Source organism: Cryobacterium sp. Hh38 (assembly GCF_004403235.1).
Classification (GTDB): Bacteria; Actinomycetota; Actinomycetes; order Actinomycetales; family Microbacteriaceae; genus Cryobacterium; species Cryobacterium levicorallinum.
On record NZ_SOHD01000033.1, the window covers coordinates 129,525 to 148,419 of the forward strand.

Below are 18,895 nucleotides of genomic sequence, written 5' to 3' on the forward strand. Positions count from 1 at the left end.
GCTCGGCGTCGGCGTCGCCACAGAAGTGGGTGCCCCGTTCGGCTGCACCGACACGGCCGGCACGCCGAGTGGTCGCCCCGGCTGCTCCGCGATGGCGAGCGACCCGGCCAGCGCCGAGGCCAGGGTGACGAGCAGAACAGCTCCGACTCCAGCGCCGACGATCCAGAGCAGCGGGCGTGTGAGCGTTCTGCGCGCGTTAGTGATTTCTCCCGGTCGACAACTCGTGCTCCCAGTGTGGGCCCCCGGGGTGAGACCGGAGCAAGACCCGCAAGAGAATTCTCTTAGATTCGCGCGGCGCCGGGGCTGGCCTTTTTCGCCGCGAATTTCGGAAATGAACGGCTCAGCCGAGCCAGCCAACTGGGCACTATCTCAAACCGTTCAAGAGCCCAGATGAGACGAATGGCAACCCAAAACCAGATGAAGGCTACCGGCGCAGTCAAGAATGGTGCCACAGTCGGCCAACGGTAAATTTGACCGGCCAAAACTCCGAGCCAGACTAGCGAGCTGCAAGCTAGAAGCCACACGAAGAACGCACCAAAGACCCAGATGGGAGTGCGAGCCGCCAAAGACTGGCGGGCCTGTACTAGGGAGGCATTGACCTCGCGATTGCGCACTGACAGCATTTCCGTTTGGCGCGCCGCATGATCGTGGTGCCCCCGCGAATCCGAGTGTCCCGACACGTACGTTGATCGGGGCACGGCCTCCGCGATGCGGTCGATTACGAGCGGGCTGGATTGCTCCGCAATGGCGAGCGCGTGCGCCAACCTTGTCATGATGTCGGTCTTGGACGGGTCAGAGAGATTCTGCGCATATTCACCTCGCAGAATCATGAGGCCCTTTGTGATGCGGTCAAGAAGGCCGATGCCGTCCGGGTAACCTTTGACCGCAGCAACGACTCCGAGTACCACGCTGGTCGTGCCTTCGATGCTCATCCAGAGTCCATCCCGTTCGCTCGGCTCAGCATGGTCAACCAGACGGCTGACAACGTCGTGCAGGCTGGCCTGCTCAACGGAGAGCCCCAGCCCCAGGCTCAGAAATCCGGTCCAGTCCAACAATCGAATGGCCAGCGGCGCGTCCAGGTCGGCGTCGCCGATCTTGACGATCGTCGAGAGGAAGTCGTCCATGGTGCCGCGCTCAATGGCAGTCCGACAAGCGGATGTCAGAGCGTGAGTGCCCGCATCGTCCGGTGCTAGTGAGGTGAGAAGACCCTGTACTTCTAGCAGCACTTTTGTCGGAGCGGAAACGCTGGTGAGAATCTGCACGGTTGCCAAAACCGAGGTCATTGTCATGTCCGGATAAACCAGTGAGCTGAGGCGAGCGGTGAATAGTGGGTCAGTGCGGGGATTCCAGACATTTCTCAAATCGGGAAACAAACCGCAAAAGTAACTCGCGGCCAGAATTTGGTTCCTTAGCGGGAAAATATCAGTGCCCGTTCTTACCCCGTTGACGTCGCTGTCGAGATTGGAGAAGAAATTCTGTGCGAACTCCCGCCGCCGACTTCCAATTACTCCGGCGAAGAACGTGACATCGCTATCGGAAGTGGCGCCAGCGCCGAGCACGACACCGCCTGCCTTGGCAGATTCCAGCCACGCGCGGGAGATCTTCTGGGGGTGAACAATGTCATTGACGAGGTGCAGCGCTGGCCGGTTGACTAGCCATTCTTCGGTCGGCCCGGTGCGTTCCACGGCGGCCTGGTGCAGAGCCGGATTGACCACGTAGGAGCTGCCAAGCTGAGAGAGCGCCGGAGCCAACGGGGACTGGACGGTACCCGTCACGGCCGGCCAGACCACACACTGAGGACTGCCAGTCGTGATGAACTGGGCTATGTTGCGAAGCAGACCTTCCGACGCGTGCCAGTCCAATGGAACTGCGCACGCAACGACGCGCCAATCGAAGGCATCCGAGCTTCGACTGAGGAGAATGTCGCCAGTGGCACCTCGAACGACGGCTTCGAAACCTTCCATGTTGCTCAGGTCCACTGCCATCCAGGAAACCTTGGTTTGCAACTGTCCGGTCGTAGCAAGCCCCTCGTCGAGATCGGCGATGTGCTGGGGATAATTGAGCAATGGGTCCGAGTCTCGATCACTGATGGAGGCATCCATCGGTGTGATCTTGCCCGGTGTGGCCCGGAAATACCGAACGGTCGTTCCATTTGGCATCTCTAAAGGCAGGTCTGTGACGCCGTACTGGTGCAACACCGCTAGCCCGCGCCCGGCCTTCAAGAAATTGACGATGTCGCTCCGGTGCCGGTTCACGGCCTGGGCGACGTGCCCATCGGCATGGCGGAGTGAGTTCGAGGCAAAGAAAAGCGCGGCGACGTCGGAATCGGCCAGGCCGTCGAGAAGGTAGTCGACCTGAGCATCACGAAAAATCTCGACTTCGATCGGCGAATTACCGATACGAATTCTTTCGCAGGCCTGGCGGATCACGTCACCGTCGTCTGAATGAAATTGTCGTGTTGATTCGAGGCCGTCAACAATTATCGCAATACGCATACTGCTGACACTACGTGTAGCAACACAGCAGGATGATCAAATGGCGCGCATCCGGTTATTGCGTGGATTGTGCTCGACCTCGGCCAGACCGAGAGCCTGCAAGCAGCAGCGGCACATACATGCCGAATCGGCCGCGGAACCCGTTTTTGAGGCCGTACCAGCCGGCGACGGGGTTGTTCTCCGAGCGACCCCGGGGCCTCGACGGTGTCGGGCTTGGCGTCCTTCTCCTCATCGGCGGCCCCGAGCCGCACCCAGTCGCCATTCGCTGCGAGCATGGCGCGCAGCTCCTCGATGCAACTGAGCCGGTACGATAAGGATCGTTGATCCAACCTTGCAGATCAGCGCCCGGGGGGAGGAATGGCTGCCTCGTCGCGATACATGAGGTATTCCGACGACCCGGGCGGAGTGCGCAGCACCCACGGGTCGTCCTTGTGCTGGTTCCAGCGACGTCTTCACTCATGATGTGCTCCTGAAGATTCGAGATACCAACCGCAATTCGCCCATCATGACGTATCGTCCCTCGAATAGCTACGCCCGATCGGCGATGTCAGACCGTGAGCTTGTTTTTGGCGAGAAGCAGGTGCACGGCCTCGGTGCCTGGTGCTGGGACAACAACGCCGGTTTCGCTACGAGGTAGCCGCAGGCACTAGCGACGTACTTGCCTCATGTGCAATAGTTCTTGACTATGAAGACAAGCAGGGTGCGAGCCGTCGCCCTGCAGCTCGAGGCGTAGGGATAAGAATGGCTCGACAAGTTCCGATCGGATCCAGGCTCCGTGCGGCCCGATTGACCCGCGGGCTTACTCTCGAAGCGGTTGCGACCGTGGCCGGAATCAGCCAGGGATTCGTAAGCAAGCTGGAGCGCGACCAGGTGTCGCCATCCGTTGCCACACTCGTGTCGATCTGTGACGCCGTCGGTTTGCGGGTCGGCGACCTGTTCGAGCCGCCGGCCGCGCAGATCGTGCGTGCGGGTGCTGGATCACCGATCAACTTCGGCGGTCGGGGTGCGGCGGAGTATCTGGTCACGCCGGGCACGCAAAACCAGCTGCAGGTCATTCAATCGGTGATCGAGCCTGGCGGATCAGCCGGTGGCGACCTGTACGTGCTGGAATGTGATGTGGAATTCGTCTTCGTGGTCAGTGGCTCATTGGCCCTGACCATTGGCGACGAGGAGTTTTCGCTTGACGAGGGCGACGCGATGACCTTTCGCGGCCGGGATCCGCACACCTGGCGCAACGCCTCGGCCACCGCGGAGTGTGCGGTGCTCTGGGTAATGACCCCGGCCCCGTAAGCCCCTCCCGACCTGCCGCTCCAGCTGAAGGGTGGGCGTCGGGCGCGCCGCGAAACCCGGCACAATCAGCAATGGTTTTTCTGGCTCGCACTTGACATTGCAGGGTGCCAGCGAACACGATAGCCACAGACAAGTTTCCTGCCAGGCAACTTTTCTTTCCCAGAGGTCACTCAATGTTGAGACGAAGGATTTTCCATGCAGCCTCCGAAACACCCCACGCGCACGGCCGCTCTGCTGGCCGGACTGCTCGCATCCGGTCTTCTGCTCAGCGGATGCGCGGCGCCCACCGACGATTCCGCGGTGGGCGCCGACTCCGCCCCCGCCATCGACACGCTGAAAGCGGATGTGGACCTTGCCGCGACACTGCCGGCCGACCTGCGTGACGCCGGTGTTCTGCACGTCGCATCCGGTATCTCCTTTCCGCCGATGGAATTCTTCGACGCTGACGGCACCACCGTGGTCGGCTTTGATGCTGACCTCGGCGCAGCTCTCGGCCAGGTGCTCGATGTGGACTTCAAGTTTGAAAACGTCAACTTCGACGGCATCGTCGGAGGTATCGCGGCTGGCCGTTACGACCTCTCGCTCACCGGAATTCTCGACACCCCCTCACGTCAAGCCGAGGTCGACTTCGTCGACTACCTGCAGTCCGGTGTCTCGATTCTGGTCGCAAGCGGCAACGAAGTTGGGATCAGCGGTCCGGACGACCTGTGCGGCCACAGTGCGTCCGTGGAGAAGGGCGCCACCGGCGACCTGACCATTGATTCGCTGCAGGCCAGCTGCGCGGCAGCGGGCAAAGCCGCGATCGACAAGCTTCCCTTTCCCGACCAGGCCAGTGCCGTGCAGGCCGTTTCCAGCGGCCGGGCCGACGCATCCGTTGCCCTGGACGTGACCCTCGCCTATACGGTGCAGACCTCCAACGCTGCCTTCGAGCTCGCTGGCGACCCGTTCGATACGCTCCCCGTTGGCATTGTCGTTCCCAAGGATAACCCTGAGCTTCGTGATGCCGTGCAGGGCGCCTTGTTGCACGTGATCGAGTCGGGCGTGTACGACCAGATCCTCGCCAAGTGGGGACTGGAGAAGCAGGCGCTGACCGGCGCCCCGATCAACTCCGGCGTGGAATGATGACGCTCCCGTCAACGTCGACCCAGGCCATGACGAGCGAGCAATCGGCCGATGGTGGCCGGATCATTCCGGTTAGCCATCCGGGCCAGTGGATCGGCGTTGCCGCGATTCTGGTTGCCGTCGCCCTGTTCGTGCAGTTTCTGGTCACGAACGAGAAGCTGCGCCTGGACCTTGTGGCGGGATACCTGTTTGAGCGATCGGTGATGCGCGGGCTCGTGCTCACCCTGGAACTGACCGTCGTGGCGATGATTCTGGGCATTGTGCTCGGCACCCTCCTGGCCATCATGCGGCTGTCGGGAAACCGAGTGCTGAGCTTTGTGACGTCGGGCTACATCTGGTTCTTTCGCGGAACGCCGATCCTGGTGCAGCTGCTGTTTTGGTTCTTTCTCGGGTCCATCCTGCCGGTGATCAACCTCGGGATCCCGTTCGGTCCCACCCTTGTTGAGATTCCCACCAACGTGCTGATCAGCCAGTTCACGGCCGCAATTCTCGGGCTGGGCCTCAATGAGGCCGCCTACATGGCCGAAATTATTCGTGCCGGCATAAAGTCCGTCGATCCCGGCCAGAGTGAAGCCGCCGAAGCGGTAGGAATGAGCCGTATGCTCGCCTACCGGCGGGTGATTCTGCCGCAGGCGTCTCGCGTTGTGCTTCCCCCGATTGCGAACAACACCATCTCGATGCTCAAACTGAGCTCGCTCGTGATCGTGGTCGGCCTGCCGGAACTGCTCACCGCGGTGCAGTTGATCTACTCCCGCAACTTTCAGCAGATTCCACTGCTGATCGTGGCGAGCATCTGGTACCTGCTGCTCACCACAATTCTCACGATTATCCAGGTGCGGATCGAACGACGCCTTGACCGGTCGGTCACCGGCCCACGGCCCGTCATCCGCGCGGCCGAACGACAGGGGACTCCGTCATGACCGACCCGCTCGTACGCGTCGTCAATGTGCGCAAGAGCTTCGGCGATCTCGAGGTGCTCCGCGGCATTAACCTCGAAATCAATCGGGGCGAGGTGGTCTGTATGCTCGGCCCGTCTGGTTCCGGCAAATCCACCTTTCTGCGCTGCATCAACCATCTCGACCGCATCGACCAGGGGGAGATCTGGGTCGATGGGCACCTGATCGGCTACCGGCGAGCGCGCGGCAATACCTACGAACTGCGCCCGCACGAGATCGCGGCGCAGCGTCGCGGCATCGGCATGGTGTTTCAAAAGTTCAATCTATTTCCGCATCGCACGGCCCTGGAGAACATCACCGAAGCTCCGATCTTTGTGAAGCGTCAGGGCAAGGCTCGCGCCGATTCAAGGGCCCACGAGCTGCTGGAGCGGGTCAATCTCGGCGACCGCGCTGACTTCTATCCGGCGCAGCTCTCGGGCGGACAGCAACAGCGTGTGGCCATCGCTCGGGCGCTCGCGCTCGACCCCACGCTCATGCTCTTCGACGAGCCCACCTCGGCGCTTGACCCCGAGCTCGTCGGTGAGGTGCTCGACACCATGAAGGACCTCGCCCGTGACGGGATGACGATGATCGTCGTCACCCATGAAATTGGTTTTGCCCGCGAAGTCGCCGACCGCGTCGTGTTCATGGATGGCGGTGTTGTGATCGAGCAGGGCCCGCCCCGGCAGATGCTCGACGACCCGCAGCATCCACGCACCCGCGGTTTTCTCGCCAAAGTTATCTGATCTTTCGCTCCCGTCAAAGGAATCTCATGCCCCAGCCACTCCAGCCACTCCACCCCGTCGGACCATCGGACGCCAGCCTGTCACCGCGCTTTGTCGGAATCGCCACCTTCGCGCGTCTGCCGCGCCTCGAGGATGTCGGCCACGCGGACATTGTCGTTGTCGGCGTGCCGTTCGACAGCGGTGTGAGCTATCGGCCGGGCGCCCGCTTCGGCCCGGCTCACGTTCGTGAGGCGAGCCGGCTGTTGCGCCCGTACAACCCGGTGCAGGATGTCGAACCGTTCAATGCCCAGCAGGTCGTTGATGCCGGGGATATCGTGGCGAACCCGTTTGACATCGATGAGGCCGTCACCCAGATTGAGGTCGCGGCCAGACACCTCGGCCAGAACGACACTCGGCTGGTCACCATCGGCGGCGACCACACGATTGCACTCCCCTTACTGCGGGCCGTCGCGGCGAAACACGGGCCGGTCGCCGTGCTGCACTTCGACGCGCACTTAGATACCTGGGATACCTACTTCGGCGCCCCCATCACCCACGGCACCCCTTTTCGACGCGCGTCCGAAGAAGGGCTCATCGACCTCACGGCCAGTCTTCATATCGGTATCCGCGGCCCGCTGTATAGCAGCGACGACCTGACCGATGACGCCCGCCTCGGGTTCGCGATCATTGCCGGGCACGAACTGGAAACCGAGGGAGTCACCCGGGTTATCGAGCGGATGCTGGCCCGTCTCGGCGACCGTCCGGTGTACGTCTCGGTCGACATCGACGTTCTTGATCCGGCCCACGCACCAGGGACAGGAACGCCAGAGGCGGGCGGGTTGACCAGCCGCGAGCTGCTCGCCATTATTCGCGCCCTACGTTCGGTCAATCTGGTCGGCGCCGATGTCGTCGAAGTCGCTCCGGCCTACGATCACGCCCAGATCACAGCAGTGGCGGCGTCCCACGTTGCCTACGAACTCATCTCTGCCATGACGCCGCGGGCGGCCCGCGCATGACCGCCGTGCGCAATGGCGGGGTGGCCGTCGTCGAGGCCCTCCTACGTGAGGGCGTTGAGGTCGTCTTCGGTATTCCGGGTACGCACAATCTGGAGATTTATCGGGCACTCGCCGGGTCGGGCATCCGCCACATCACTCCGCGGCACGAGCAGGGCGCCGGCTACGCGGCCGACGGGTACGCCCGGGTTTCCGGTCGACCGGGTGTGGTGATCACCACGAGCGGGCCGGGGCTGACCAATGCGACCACGGCCGCTGCCACCGCCTACGCTGATTCTGTTCCGCTACTTGTGATCTCACCCGGCATTCCGCGCGGACTCGAGGGCAAAAACGTCGGCTGGCTGCACGAGGTGAAAGATCAGCAGGGGCACCTGAACGCCCTGCTCGAACACAGCGTGAGGGTGAGCCAGATCGACGAAATCGGGCCGATCATTGCCGAAATATTCGACCGGTGGCAGGTCGGCCGACCACGGCCGGTGCACCTGGAAATTCCCCTCGACCTCCTGGAGGAGGTGTGGGAGCCGGGCGAGATCGGGCCGGCCGTTGCGCGCAGGCGGGTCGAGCATCCGTCTGCCGAGAAAATAGCTGCGGCCGCAAGCACCCTGGGCGCATCTCGTCGGATCAGTATTCTCGCGGGCGGCGGCGCCCGCCGCGCCGGCGCTGAGGTGCTGCGCCTGGCCGAGCTGCTGGATGCACCGGTGGTCACGACGGTGCATGGCAAGGGAATCATTCCGGAAGACCACACGCTGTCGCTCGGCGCCTCGATCCGGCTGGCACCCGCGCAGAACCTGCTGAACGAGTCCGACGTGCTGCTCATCGTTGGATCGGAGCTGGGCGATTCCGACCTCTGGGGCGGCACGATCGCGCCGGCCGGAGCTGTCATTCGCATCGACATCGACCCGGGGCAACTCGACAAGAACCTGGCCGCCACGATCGGGCTAGAGGGCGAGGCTGCGGCGATTCTGACCGAGCTGACCGCGCTGGTGGGGAACGCTCTCGGATCTGACGGCGAGGCGCGCGCCGGGGCCGCCCGGGGTGAGATTGAGGTTGCCGCGCTCGTTGACGGGGCGCCGTGGCGCGAGGTGCAGCAGGTGCTGCGCGCGGCGCTGCCCCGGGCGACGATTGTCGCCGGAGACAGCGCGCAGGTGTCGTACTACGGCACGGTGCACTTCTGGCCGATGGATGAGCCGAACCGGTTTCTGTATCCGACCGGATACGCGACGCTGGGCTACGGCCTACCAGCGGCCATCGGCGCCAAATTGGCGGCGCCGGAACTTCCAGTCATCGTGCTGGTTGGCGACGGTGGGTTTCAGTTCACCGGGCTGGAACTAGTCACGGCGGCTGAACAGGGCCTGGCTCTGCCTGTCATCATCATGAACAACTCAGGCTTCGCCGAGATTCGCGACCAGCAGATCGAACGCGGAATCGACTTGATCGGTGTGAACATCTCCGGCCCGGACTTTCCCGCGCTCGGAGTGGCCTGCAACGGCTATGGCGTGCGGCTGCACGGTCTCGACGGGTTGGCCGACGCCGTCACCCGGGCGCTCGCCGCCGACCGCCCAACTGTCATCGAGGTCGTCTGTAGCACCGGGGCATAACTCTTGCAATTCCTTAGGTCTAGGGCAGACTTCCGCGTGATTCCGGGGTGAGATCCTGGCGGCCGTGCGAATTGCAGGAGTTATGCTGCGGTGTCGAGGTTGGCTCGCGCCGGTCAGTCTGTCGGCGGCGCGGAATCCGCTTTGATGAGCTCGTCGATGAGCCGGAGTCCCCGCTCGGCCCACTCGATCTCGTGCTCAGCCCGCGCGATCAAACCCTCGTAGGTGTAGCGCTTGTAGACGCGGATGCTCGCGTGCTCGCTCTTGGGCGCGTGCGCGAGACGTTTTTCGAGCATCGCGCTGGTTCCGGTGTCGATCTCCCGCACTTTCTCGAGCCATTCGGCGCGGCCCCCGCGGCACCTCGGTACCGACCAGCAGCCCATCGGCCTCCATGCGCCGCAGTTCCGGATAGAGCTGCGAGTCGGACGCATGCCAGACGTGCGAAACGGATGCCTGGAACGCCTTGGACAGGTCGTACCCGGTCATCGGTTCCACGGTAAGGAGCGCCAGCACGGCGTGGCGAAGACTTACGGAGACTTCCATCTCGGTCGTGCTGGTAACAATAAGCATAGGTAGTTCGGGCCGGCCCTGACCGGACAGGCCTCGTCAGGCGATGATCACCGCAGACGCGGCGGCCAGCAGCGGCGCGGCCTTGAGCAGCGTTTCCTCGTACTCTTCCTCAGCTACCGACCAAACGGTGATGCCGCCACCCGCGCCGATGGTCGTCGTCGTCGGTCCAATTACGAGGCTTCGAATGGTCACGCCCAGGTCGACGCGACCGTCTGCCCCCATGTATCCGAAGGCGCCGGCGTAGGGTCCCCGGGCACCGCCTTCGAGTCGATCGATGATGCTCATCGCGCTGTGTTTTGGCGCTCCGGTCATAGACCCGGCCGGCAGACATGCCTCAACGGCGTCGACCCAGGTAAGTCTTGGGTCGATCTTCGCCGAGATGGTGCTCACCAGTTGGTGCACGTTTTGGTAGGATTCGACCCGGAGTAAATCGGGGACCTGCACCGAGCCGGTTTCGGCCACCCGACCCAGATCATTGCGCATGAGATCCACGATCATCACGTTCTCCGCGATCTCCTTATGATGACCGGCCAGCTCGGTGATCAGCCCGGCATCTTCTTCGGATGTTCGGCCTCGGGGACGCGTACCCTTAATCGGTCGGGTCGTCATCGTTTTGTCCGGGCACACCTCGAGGAACTGCTCAGGGGAGGAACTCAACAGCGCGAAGTCGGCGAAACGGATCAACGCTCCATGGTGTGCGGGGTTCAGGCGACGCAACCGGCGATAGGTCTGGACCGGGTCCAGGGCTCCCTCGATGGTGATCTCGTTGGTCAGGCAGATTTGGTAGGCATCACCCTCCGTGATGGCATCCCGGCATTGCTCGACCAGGTCGACGTACTCCGCGTGGGTATGACGTAGCGAGGCCTTCCTCGGCTGCCCGGCTTCCGGGAGCGGCGGTACCGTGCTTCCGACCAGGGAGAGGAGGGTCGCCTGAACGTCCCGGACCCACAGCTTTGCTGTCGGCGACCCGGCGGGGACGCGGAGGGACATGGTCGACGCGCGGTGGTCGAAGGCGATAATGCGATCGGCCCACATCAGGGCAGCGTCGGGCAGGGCAGACGCGTGACGCGGCGACCCCACCGTTTTGGCCCCCAGTTCATAACCCAGCCACCCGACCCAGCCGATCCGCAGACCGTCGGCCGGGTCAGCCACCGGGTCAGCCACCGGGCCGGCTCCGCGACTGGTGGTCGTCAGCCGGAGCAGGTCGAAGATCGAGCCCTCGAACCTGTCGCTCGTGCCCACTCCCGAGACGAGGACGGTGTCGCCGGCGCCGGACGCCGTGACCACCGGGGCCGATGGCGAGGGCAATCCCAGGTAGCTCACCCCGGTCTCTGCTTCGAACCCGCTATCAAGCCAAAAGGCGTTTTTCTCAGACTTCAGGAGACGCAGGAATACGAGTTCGGGGTCGACCCAGAAGTCCAGAACAATCTCTCGACAGGTCACCGCGTCTGCTGGTTGCAGCAGCCGTTCCTGCAACCCGGTCATGATTCCCCCTTTTCAGATGCCACCGTGCATTGCAACCAGATTGTCCCGAGCGCGCGTTGGCAACGAGGTTCAGATAAATCATATCTGCGAGGTAAAAGCGCAGCGGCGCACGCTCCACGAAAACGGCGGCAGGGCCTCGGCCCGCACGACACAACTCCAGTTCGGTGAAGCCCCGGTTTCGAGTCGCGTGGGGATCGATGTCAGGAAAACCCGCGCGGTCTCGGCAACCCGAGGGGGAGCTTGCGCTCCCCGTCGACGATCGTTCCGTCGCGGCCAGGCTCTTCGCCATTCTCGACGCGTTCGCAGCGCCCGCCGGGGCGACGTCGCTCACCCTGACCCTGACGGCCATTGCCCAACGTGCTGGCCTGCCGCTCTCCACCACGCACGGGCCTGTCGCCGAGTGGGTGAGCTGGGGCGGCCTGAGTAAGCACGAGAATGGGCAGGACTCGCTCGGCATGAAACTGTGGGAGCTCGGGGTGCAGACGCCGACCGCCCGCAACCTGCGCACGATCGCGCTGCCCTACCTGGAAGACCTGTATGAGACGACGCGGGAACACGTGCACCTCGCCATCCTCGACGGGCGCGACGCTCTGTACCTGGAAAAGCTCTCGGGCCACCACTCGGTTCGCTTGATCTCGCGGGTCGGCGCTCGCCTACCGCTGCGCTCGACCGGGGTGGGGCTGGTGCTGCTGGCGCACGCTCCGCCGGACGTGGTGCAGCGGTATCTCGCCGCGAGCCTCGAGCGCTTTCTGCCGCGCACGGTCACCGAGCCCGAGGCGGTGCGCAAGCGTTTGGCGGAAATTCGCCTGACCGGGATCGCCCGCATGTCTCAGGAGATGGCGGCTGGCTCAAGCTCGTTGGCGGCACTAGCACGACCGAAACGGTCGACCCCGCGCGTGACCTTCGTGCACGACTGCGAGCACCACACCATCGACGCCGACTTCGACGTGGGCGCCGACGGCTTTCACGGCATCTGCCGGGCGTCGATTCCCAGCGAAGAAATCACCCTGTTCGACCGTAGCTACCGCTACGCCTGGCTCGGCATCCTCGCTGACGTTGCACCCGCCTCCGACGAGCTGATCTATGCGCTGCACGAAGACGGTTTCGCGATGCTGTCGATGCGTTCGCCGGTCGTCTCCCGCCTCTACCTGCAGGTCGACCCGGCCGACGATATCAAGAACTGGTCGGACGGGCGCATCCGGGAGGCGCTGCACGCCCGGCTCGGCACGCCCAGCTGGACCCTGAACGAAGGCCCGATCACCGACAAATCGATCACCCCGATGCGCAGCTTCGTGGTCTCCCGCCTGGCCTACGGCAACGTGTTTCTGGTCGGCGACGCCGGCCACATCGTGCCGCCGACCGGCGCGAAGGGTCTCAACTCGGCCATCTCCGACGTCACCCAGCTCGCGAGCGCGCTCACCGCGTTGATCAAGCCCGGGACGTGCCCGTGGAAGAACCACGTGAATGCGTGGCGCCCAGCGCACATTCACTTTTCGCTGTTTGGCACCGCGTTCACTCGGCGTCTGATTACCCAGATGTACTTTCCGGGTGACCCGCTGTTCGCGCTCGACCCGATTTACCAGTCGATTGCCTCAGCTGATGCCCGCGCCCGCCTGATCGGGCAGTACGACCACAGCCTGAGCGTGCCCGAGTTCACGCTCGGCTACACCTGGGACATCGTGCTAACCGGACCCAAGTCCACCTGGATGGAAAGCGAAGAAGCCCATGACTGACCTTGCCGAAGTAGCTGCCGCCGTGCAGACCACCACCCCGCAGAAGCATGCTCTGCAGACCCCGTCGCAGACGATCGGCCCGTTCTACGGCTACGCCCTGCCCTTTGCGGGCGGGCCGGAGCTGGTCCCCGGGTACCATCCCCGCGCCATCCGCTTTCATGGCACCGTCACCGACGGTGCCGGCGAGCCGATTCTCCACGCCCTGCTTGAGATCTGGCAGGCCGACGGGAGCGGCGTGCTCAGCCGCTCCCGTGGCAGCATCGACCGCGACGGGTTCACCTTCACCGGCTTCAGCCGGCGTGCGACCACGATCGCTGGCAACTACACCTTCACGACGGTCAAGCCCGGTGCAGCCGGTGCAGCAGCGCCCTACATCCTGGTGACGGTGTTCGCGCGCGGTGTCACGCACCACCTCTCTTCACCCGGGCCTACTTCGCCGAGGACGCCGTGCTGCACGCGACCGACGCCGTGCTCAGCGCGGTTCCGGTCGACCGCCGCAGCACGCTTATCTGCGTCTCAGAGGGAATCGTCGGAGGAGCCGAGTCGTACCGCTTTGATATTCGCGTGCAGGGCGAGAACGAGACCGTTTTTTTGGACTTTGATGCCTGACCACAGCTTTGATGCCGGGCTGCTCAACCCGCTGAGCCACGGCAGTCGGGAATCCGAGCTGACCCGCGACCAGGCGCGGCTGCAGGCAATGGTCGACGCCGCGCTCGCGCTCACCCGGGCGCTCGTCGACGCCGAGCTTGCCCCCGAGTGGATGCTCGCGGTCTGCGATGCACTCGGGGACGCGAGCCAGTTCGACCTCGGTGCGATCGCTGTCGAGGCCAGGGGCGGCGGCAACCCCGTGATCCCGTTCGTGAAGCACCTCGGCCGCGCCGCCGAGAAGGTGAGGGCCGGAGCATCCGACCACATTCACGTCGGCGCGACCAGCCAGGACAACAGCGACACCCTGCCCGTGCAGTTCGGCGGCGGGGTCGGCAACTTCGCCGTACGCACCGAAATCGCCGAGGTGAGCGAGCGTCTCGCTCCCGGCCAGGGTGGTTCCAGCGCCATGCCGCACAAACGCAACCCGGTGTCCGCCGTGCTGATCACGGCGGCTGCGCTGCAAACGCCGGGTCTGGCATCCACTCTCTATGGCAGCATGCTCGCCGAAGACCATCGGCCGAGCGGGGCCCGGCATGCCGAATGGCAGTCGCTGCGTGTGCTCGAACGGCTCACGATCTCGGCGGTGACCGGCGCCGCGTCGCTCGCCTCGACGTGGACCCGGAGCGCATGCGCGCCAACCTCGACGTCACCGACGGACTCCTGTTCAGCGAACGGGTCACCACAATTCTGGCCGAGACCGTCGGCAAGACCACCGCGTTTTCGCTGGTCGAGCGCGCCTCGCAGGAGGCCTTCGTGACCAACCGGCCGCTGCAGGTCGTGCTCGCGAGCATCCTCATCGCCGAGGGCTGTTCCGACGAACTGCGCGCGCAGATCTGGGCGGCCTTCGACTATGAGGGCCAGCCGGGGCAGTCGGCGGCGGGCATCGACCGCGTCGTGCGCGCGTTCCGGCAGCGAGCGGATGCCGTGAAGCGGCGTGCCGAGGCAGCCGCCGCAACCGATATGGTCGAAGCAGGCACCGGCGCAGCCCACTCCAACAAAGACGTAAGGATTTCATGAGCCAGCCCGTCATCCTGTGCACCATCGAGCCGGCCGCGACCGGCGACGCCAACGCGCCGCTCATCGTTCTCGGCCCCTCGCTCGGCACCACGGCCGACCTCTGGGCCGGCGTCGTGCCGACGCTCGCCGTGACCCACCGGGTACTCAGCTTCAACCTGCCCGGGCACGGGTTCAGTCCTCGTGCGACCGCAGAGTTCACGATCGAGGAGATCGCCGACGCCGTCGTCGGCCTGGTCGACTCCCTCGGCGTCGACAGCTTTCACTACGCCGGAATCTCGCTCGGCGGGGCCATCGGCCTGGCCCTGGCTGTGAACCACCCGAGCCGCCTGACGAGCCTCGCGGTGTTCTGCTCCGGCGCAACAATCGGCACCGCGGAGGCCTGGACCGATCGAGCCGCCGGCGTACGCGCGAGCGGCACCTCCTCGCTCATTATCGGCAGCGCCAGTCGCTGGTTCGCCCCCGACTTTCTCGGTCGCGACCCCAAGGCCGGATCAAACGCGCTCGATGCGCTGCTCGACATCGACGACGAATCCTATGCGCTCGCTTGTGAAGCGCTCGCTATTTTCGATCAAACGGATGCACTCAGCGCTATCCGCACGCCCGTCCTGTGCGTGTCGGGCGAACTCGATACGGTGACACCGACCGTGCAGTTGCAGGAGCTGGCGGCGCGCATTCCCTGCGCCCGTGCCGTGGAGATCGCCGGGGTCGCGCACCTGCCGGCGCTCGAGCAGCCGATCGAGGTTGGCGCACTGCTCGGGGAATGGCTGGCCGGCGCTTCGGCCCGGGCCGGAGCCGCGGGGGCTTCTGCGGGCGACTCGTCCGCAAGGCGACCCAGCGACTCGGCCGAGCCGCTATCGGCTGACCGCACCGCGGCATCCGCTTATGCGGACGGCGTGCTCGTGCGTCGCGCGGTTCTCGGCGATATGCACGTCGATGCGGCCACGGCTGCGATCACCCCCGAAACCGCGGTGTTTCAGGACTTCATCACGCGCTATGCCTGGGGCGAAGTATGGACGCGGCCGGGGCTCGACCGTCGTACTCGCAGCTTCCTGACCATCGCCGCGCTCGTCACCGGCGGGCATGAGGGCGAGCTCGCGATGCACGTGCGCGCGGCCCTGACCAACGGGCTGAGCCGCGCCGAGGTTAGCGAAGCCATCCTGCACACCGCTATCTATACGGGCGTACCCGCCGCCAACGCCGCGTTCGCCGTGGCCCGGGAGACCTTCGCCGGGCTCGATGCGGCTGCCACCGAACCCGATACCGACGCGACCACGCCCGACGACACCGCCATTCGGCCGAGCTAAAGGACCCAAGCACCATGGACAAGACCTATCCCTCCGCCGCGGCCGCCGTCGCTGACATCCCCGACGGGGCCTCGCTCGCCGTCGGTGGCTTCGGCCTGGTCGGCGTGCCGATCGTGCTCATTCGCGCGCTGCTCGCCCTCGGCAGCACCAACCTGCACGTCGCCTCGAACAACTGCGGCGTCGACGGCTGGGGGCTCGGCGAACTCCTTCGGGAGGGCCGCATAGCCAGGGTCATCGCCTCGTATATCGGCGAGAACAAGGACTTCGCTCGCCGTTACCTCGGTGGTGAACTCGAGGTCGAGCTGACGCCGCAGGGCACCCTCGCCGAACGGCTGCGGGCTGGCGGCACCGGAATTCCCGCGTTCTACACCGCGAGTGGCGTCGGAACCATGGTCGCCGACGGCGGACTGCCGTGGCGCTACGGCCCGGATGGCGAGGTGACGGTGTCATCGCCGCCGAAGGAGACACGACGCTTCTCTTCGCTCGGCAGCGAGAAGGAATACGTCCTGGAAGAGGCCATCGTCACCGACTATGCCCTGGTGCGGGCCGCGAAGGGCGACCGGCACGGCAACCTGGTGTTCGAGAAATCGGCCCGCAACTTCAACCCGGTCGCCGGCATGGCCGGCCGGATCACCATCGCCGAGGTCGACGAACTGGTGGAACCGGGGCAGATCGACCCGGACGAGGTGCACCTCGCCGGCATCTACGTGAACCGCATCGTGCAGCTCGGCGCGGTGGACGCCGCCGACCTGCCGATCGAGAAAACGACGACGCGGCCGCGGCCTTCGTCTGAAATTGGAGCGAACTGATGGCCCTTACGCGTAATGAGATGGCGGCCCGCGCCGCCCAGGAGCTCGCCCCCGATTCCTATGTCAATTTGGGCATCGGGTTGCCGACCCTCATTCCGAACTTTCTGCCCGAGGGGGTGCACGTCGTGCTGCACTCCGAAAACGGGGTGCTCGGCGTCGGACCCTACCCGTGGGATGGTGAGGCCGATCCCAAGCTCATCAACGCCGGAAAGGAAACCGTCACCGTCAATCCCGGCGCCGCGTACTTCGACTCGGCACAGAGCTTCGGCATGATTCGCGGCGGCCTGATCGACGTGGCCGTGCTCGGCGCCATGCAGGTCAGTGTGGTCGGTGACATCGCCAACTGGGCGGTGCCCGGCAAGATGATCAAGGGTATGGGCGGTGCGATGGACCTGGTGCACGGCGCCGACACCGTGATCGTCGTGATGGAACACGTGACCAAGACGGGCGAGTTCAAGATCAAAGAGGTCTGTGACCTGCCCTTAACCGGCAAGGCCGTCGTCACCCGCATTATCACCGACCTCGCCGTGATCGACGTCACTCCCGAGGGGCTTGTGCTGCGCGAGGTCGCGCCCGGCGTCACCGCCCTGGCGGTGCAGGCCGCCACCGAGGCGACCCTGCTCGTGCCCACCCCGCCAACCACGATCACGACGCTGCTCGGCGTTGCCGAATGATGCTCGTCGCCGCGACCGTCCTCACCACCCATACCACCATCCTCAGCAACGGAGCCGCCGCATGACCATCACCACCCTCCGCCAGATCGTCATCTGCGAACCGCTTCGCACCCCGATCGGCCGCTTCGGCGGCGCGTTCAAAACCGTCGCGCCGGCCGACCTCGCCGCGGCCGTCATTGTCGCGCTGATGGAACGCACCGGCCTCGACGGTGCCGTCGTCGACGACGTCATCTTCGGCCAGGCCTACCCCACGGCCGAGGCCGCGCCGGTCGCCCGCGTCGCCGCCCTCAACGCGGGCCTGCCCGTCACCGTCGGCGGGGTGCAGGTCGATCGTCGTTGCGGCAGCGGTCTGCAGGCCATCCTCGACGCTGCGATGCAGGTGCAGACGGGGGTCAGTGACCTCGCCATTGCCGGCGGCGTGGACGTCATGAGCCAGGCCCCCATCTACACGGTCGATTCCCGCTGGGGCCTGGCCGGAACCGCCGGGGTGCTGCTGCGGGACGCCCTCGGCCGTGGCCGCGAAACCGCCGGTGGACGCCACTATCCGGTGCCCGGCGGCATGCTCGAAACCGCCGAGAACCTGCGCCGCGACTACAGTCTCGACCGCGTCGAACAAGACGAGCTCGCCGTCGAATCCCAACGCCGCGCCCTCGCCGCCGTCGCCGACGGCCGCTTCGTGGACGAGATCGTGCCGGTCACCGTGCCCGGACGCAAGGGCCCCATCGTCGTCTCGGTCGATGAAACCCCGCGCGAAACCACCCTCGAAGCCCTCGCCGGCCTGAAACCGATCATGGGCAAAACGGATGCCGCCGCCACCGTCACCGCCGGCAACGCCAGCGGGCAGAACGATGCGGCCGCCGCGTGCATCGTGACCATCCCGGAGCGGGCGGCCGAGCTCGGCCTGACCCCTCTGGTGCGGCTCGCGTCCTGGGCACGGGCCGGCGTCGAACCCTCCCGCATGGGCCTCGGCCCGGTGCCGGCGACGAAGCTCGCGCTGGAGCGTGCCGGCCTGACCCTGGCCGACATCGACCTGATCGAACTCAACGAGGCCTTCGCCGCGCAGGTACTCGCCGTCAGCCGGGAGTGGAACTTCACCCCGGAAGACTGGGCCCGCACCAACGTCAACGGCTCGGGCATCTCGCTCGGCCACCCGGTCGGCGCCACCGGCGCACGTGTCCTCGCCACCGCCGCCCGCCACCTGCAGCGTACCGAAGGCCGTTACCTCCTCGAAACCATGTGTATTGGCGGTGGGCAGGGACTCGCGGCCATCTTCGAGCGCGCCTAACGACATCCGGTTGGCGAAGACCTGGTCTGCCGTCAGCGAACCGTGAGTTCCCCCCATTGACCCGTGAGTTTCGGCCCGAGAACCCCCGGCAAAGTCATATGGTCGTAGCAACGCTCTAGTGATTGGAGCGTTTTATGGTCAAGTTGTTTCCGCCGAATACTCGCACTGAGTTCATTGATCTCGTGTGTGCGGGGA

Annotated in this window: 16 protein-coding genes and 4 pseudogenes; 14 read left to right on the forward strand and 6 right to left on the reverse strand. The window is 65.1% G+C overall.

From position 1 onward, the window contains the following. Window positions 1-281: 281 nt before the first annotated feature. From E3T41_RS12270 to E3T41_RS19040, 3 genes and pseudogenes are all read right to left on the reverse strand, one after another. Window positions 282-2,495, reverse strand: a complete 2,214-nt coding sequence (locus E3T41_RS12270; RefSeq protein ID WP_134478795.1) for a hypothetical protein — start codon at window positions 2,493-2,495, stop codon at window positions 282-284. Window positions 2,496-2,550: 55 nt separating this feature from the next. Further along, window positions 2,551-2,757 carry a DUF6855 family protein gene (locus E3T41_RS19035; RefSeq protein WP_369828600.1) on the reverse strand — a complete coding sequence of 69 codons (207 nt, stop codon included), beginning with the start codon at window positions 2,755-2,757 and terminating at the stop codon, window positions 2,551-2,553. Continuing rightward, window positions 2,738-2,875 (reverse strand): annotated as a pseudogene (locus E3T41_RS19040) (hypothetical protein); the annotation flags it as partial. The gene E3T41_RS19035 and the pseudogene E3T41_RS19040, both read right to left, overlap by 20 nt. A gap of 361 nt (window positions 2,876-3,236) precedes the next feature. Here E3T41_RS19040 and E3T41_RS12280 point away from each other — a divergent pair. The 6 genes from E3T41_RS12280 (at window position 3,237) to E3T41_RS12305 (ending at window position 9,178) form a co-directional block, all read left to right on the forward strand. Continuing rightward, window positions 3,237-3,785 carry a helix-turn-helix domain-containing protein gene (locus E3T41_RS12280; protein ID WP_134478797.1) on the forward strand — a complete coding sequence of 183 codons (549 nt, stop codon included), beginning with the start codon at window positions 3,237-3,239 and terminating at the stop codon, window positions 3,783-3,785. Between the two features lie 195 nt (window positions 3,786-3,980). Continuing rightward, window positions 3,981-4,907, forward strand: coding sequence for an ABC transporter substrate-binding protein (locus E3T41_RS12285; protein WP_104131397.1), 927 nt, complete (start codon window positions 3,981-3,983; stop codon window positions 4,905-4,907). Then, window positions 4,904-5,827, forward strand: a complete 924-nt coding sequence (locus tag E3T41_RS12290) for an amino acid ABC transporter permease (RefSeq protein WP_241991155.1) — start codon at window positions 4,904-4,906, stop codon at window positions 5,825-5,827. Before E3T41_RS12285 ends, E3T41_RS12290 begins: the two co-directional genes overlap by 4 nt. Further along, window positions 5,824-6,588: an amino acid ABC transporter ATP-binding protein gene (locus E3T41_RS12295; RefSeq protein ID WP_134478799.1), complete on the forward strand. Its 765-nt coding sequence runs from the start codon at window positions 5,824-5,826 to the stop codon at window positions 6,586-6,588. The genes E3T41_RS12290 and E3T41_RS12295 overlap by 4 nt, the downstream gene beginning before the upstream one ends. A gap of 26 nt (window positions 6,589-6,614) precedes the next feature. After that, the gene (gene speB, locus E3T41_RS12300) at window positions 6,615-7,583 is read left to right on the forward strand and encodes an agmatinase (protein ID WP_134478801.1); all 969 of its coding nucleotides are present in this window, start codon (window positions 6,615-6,617) and stop codon (window positions 7,581-7,583) included. Beyond that, window positions 7,580-9,178: a 5-guanidino-2-oxopentanoate decarboxylase gene (locus tag E3T41_RS12305; RefSeq protein ID WP_104131400.1), complete on the forward strand. Its 1,599-nt coding sequence runs from the start codon at window positions 7,580-7,582 to the stop codon at window positions 9,176-9,178. Before speB ends, E3T41_RS12305 begins: the two co-directional genes overlap by 4 nt. Window positions 9,179-9,291: 113 nt before the next feature. On the opposite strand, the gene E3T41_RS19045 is transcribed toward E3T41_RS12305, so the two are convergent. From E3T41_RS19045 to pabB, 3 genes and pseudogenes are all read right to left on the reverse strand, one after another. Then, window positions 9,292-9,501: a hypothetical protein gene (locus tag E3T41_RS19045; protein ID WP_369828601.1), complete on the reverse strand. Its 210-nt coding sequence runs from the start codon at window positions 9,499-9,501 to the stop codon at window positions 9,292-9,294. 73 nt (window positions 9,502-9,574) lie between these two features. Continuing rightward, window positions 9,575-9,745: pseudogene (locus E3T41_RS19050) on the reverse strand (PadR family transcriptional regulator); the annotation flags it as partial. A 36-nt stretch (window positions 9,746-9,781) separates the two neighbouring features. Then, on the reverse strand, window positions 9,782-11,230 hold the full coding sequence (pabB, locus tag E3T41_RS12315; RefSeq protein ID WP_134478803.1) for an aminodeoxychorismate synthase component I: 1,449 nt from the start codon (window positions 11,228-11,230) through the stop codon (window positions 9,782-9,784). 197 nt (window positions 11,231-11,427) lie between these two features. On the opposite strand from pabB, the pseudogene E3T41_RS19055 reads away from it, so the two are divergent. The 8 genes and pseudogenes from E3T41_RS19055 to E3T41_RS12355 all read left to right on the forward strand — a co-directional run. Next, window positions 11,428-12,651, forward strand: a pseudogene (locus tag E3T41_RS19055) (FAD-dependent monooxygenase); the annotation flags it as partial. A 6-nt stretch (window positions 12,652-12,657) separates the two neighbouring features. Further along, window positions 12,658-12,963, forward strand: a pseudogene (locus E3T41_RS19060) (protocatechuate 3,4-dioxygenase subunit beta); the annotation flags it as partial. After that, window positions 12,956-14,368 carry a lyase family protein gene (locus E3T41_RS19065; protein ID WP_370257608.1) on the forward strand — a complete coding sequence of 471 codons (1,413 nt, stop codon included), beginning with the start codon at window positions 12,956-12,958 and terminating at the stop codon, window positions 14,366-14,368. The pseudogene E3T41_RS19060 and the gene E3T41_RS19065, both read left to right, overlap by 8 nt. After that, window positions 14,365-14,628, forward strand: coding sequence for a hypothetical protein (locus E3T41_RS12335; RefSeq protein WP_092451010.1), 264 nt, complete (start codon window positions 14,365-14,367; stop codon window positions 14,626-14,628). The genes E3T41_RS19065 and E3T41_RS12335 overlap by 4 nt, the downstream gene beginning before the upstream one ends. Then, complete coding sequence (locus E3T41_RS19070; protein ID WP_134478809.1) at window positions 14,625-15,932, forward strand: alpha/beta fold hydrolase; 1,308 nt, start codon at window positions 14,625-14,627, stop codon at window positions 15,930-15,932. The genes E3T41_RS12335 and E3T41_RS19070 overlap by 4 nt, the downstream gene beginning before the upstream one ends. A gap of 14 nt (window positions 15,933-15,946) precedes the next feature. Further along, on the forward strand, window positions 15,947-16,741 hold the full coding sequence (locus tag E3T41_RS12345; protein WP_092451006.1) for a CoA transferase subunit A: 795 nt from the start codon (window positions 15,947-15,949) through the stop codon (window positions 16,739-16,741). After that, the gene (locus tag E3T41_RS12350) at window positions 16,741-17,415 is read left to right on the forward strand and encodes a 3-oxoacid CoA-transferase subunit B (RefSeq protein ID WP_104131405.1); all 675 of its coding nucleotides are present in this window, start codon (window positions 16,741-16,743) and stop codon (window positions 17,413-17,415) included. The genes E3T41_RS12345 and E3T41_RS12350 overlap by 1 nt, the downstream gene beginning before the upstream one ends. 61 nt (window positions 17,416-17,476) lie before the next feature. Further along, a complete protein-coding gene (locus E3T41_RS12355) occupies window positions 17,477-18,700 on the forward strand; it encodes an acetyl-CoA C-acetyltransferase (RefSeq protein ID WP_134478811.1) in 1,224 nt (407 codons plus the stop codon). Window positions 18,701-18,895 lie beyond the last annotated feature (195 nt).